Below are 1,244 nucleotides of genomic sequence, written 5' to 3'. Positions count from 1 at the left end.
TTTTGCTAGTCTAGAGCCTTTAAAAAACAGATATCTATTGCTTAAAAAATATTCTAATATCGCAGAAAAAATAGACTAATGAATAAATAAACCAATAACAGGAAAAATTATAAATATGCCCATTATTCTTATTTTAATTGCCGTAATCGGCTTGGGGATTTTCTGGGGTTATCCGAAATATGAAATGATGCAACTTGAAGATCAAGCACGTCAGCAACTTCAATCAGGTCAATTTGCAGCTTTAGAAGCGAAGTATAAACCCATCCTTGAAAGAAAAAAGATAGAACTTACGATTCTGGACCAGTATCCTAATATCCGTTTTTATACACGCTGGCTTGAAGATGAAAATAAAAAGCTTTCTGCAAAAAGTGAACAGAATGTCAAAAATATAGCTTGAGACTCAATTGAATCCTTTCAGAACTTTGATTACAAGTCTCGAACCGCGGTCTTGAATGTGATTGAAGAAGATCAGGTTATTTTTCATATGAATGTAAAAAATAAATTCGGGATGGAGATGCTGCAACATCAGCAAAAACTTTCAGATTGCCCAAGTTTTTTACACATGAGAGCCTTAAAAGCCGGAGAAGAATATGTTCCACCACCTCAGAAAAATAACCAAGTGGAAATGGTAGCACCAGCAGTCAGTACCTCGGTTTCTGAAGAAGCTGCACAACTTTGAATATAAAAAAACCTATGGATAAAACTATGAATATAAAATTTGTTGTTGGTGGACTTTTAGTGATCGCTGGACTATTTTTCGGCACTGAAAAATATTGGGAGCATACCTTTCAGCAGCAAGCGCGAGATAATTTAAAACAGCTACACATGGATGCACAGACTAAACAGCGCTTGGAAAATAGTGGTCTGTCGATTTCAGGGGATATACTGAATCAGTATCCAAACATTATTACTTATATGAAATTAACCACTTTGGCGGATGATCAACTACCGACACAAATCCAAACCCATGTGCAACAGTTTGGATGCATGCAGGTTGATTTGTTAAAAGGCCAAGAGCCAGATTTGGTGAAAGCCTATGCGGTGGTTCTTGAAGAGGATCAGGTTGCATATACCTATACCATTCAAAATAAATTTGGGAAGGCTTTGTTTGAACATAAACAAATACTAGCAGATTGTCCGAACTTTATGGCCTTGCGTCAGTTTTGACATCCTCTCCGACCTAAAGGACGGAGATTCCTCCTGCGAGACGCCCATGTCCGAGCGCAAGAATATTCAGTGCTGAG

Annotated in this window: 3 protein-coding genes; all 3 read left to right on the top strand. The window is 37.6% G+C overall.

The window, feature by feature from the left end; translation table 11 throughout:
* Nucleotides 1-115: 115 nt before the first annotated feature.
* From GW12_RS15980 to GW12_RS06100, 3 genes are read left to right on the top strand one after another with little or no spacing between them, the layout of a single operon-like run.
* Nucleotides 116-397, top strand: coding sequence for a hypothetical protein (locus GW12_RS15980; RefSeq protein ID WP_227504136.1), 282 nt, complete (start codon nt 116-118; stop codon nt 395-397).
* 57 nt (nt 398-454) lie between these two features.
* Complete coding sequence (locus GW12_RS15975) at nt 455-679, top strand: hypothetical protein (RefSeq protein WP_227504135.1); 225 nt, start codon at nt 455-457, stop codon at nt 677-679.
* A gap of 26 nt (nt 680-705) precedes the next feature.
* Entirely contained in the window at nt 706-1,167 is a 462-nt protein-coding gene (locus GW12_RS06100; RefSeq protein ID WP_034584899.1) for a hypothetical protein, read from the top strand.
* Nucleotides 1,168-1,244 lie beyond the last annotated feature (77 nt).

The organism is Acinetobacter sp. HR7, assembly GCF_000773685.1.
In the GTDB taxonomy this organism is placed as follows: domain Bacteria; phylum Pseudomonadota; class Gammaproteobacteria; order Pseudomonadales; family Moraxellaceae; genus Acinetobacter; species Acinetobacter thermotolerans.
The sequence above is the reverse complement of the archived record's forward strand: the minus strand, read 5'-3'. Positions and strand labels throughout refer to the sequence as shown.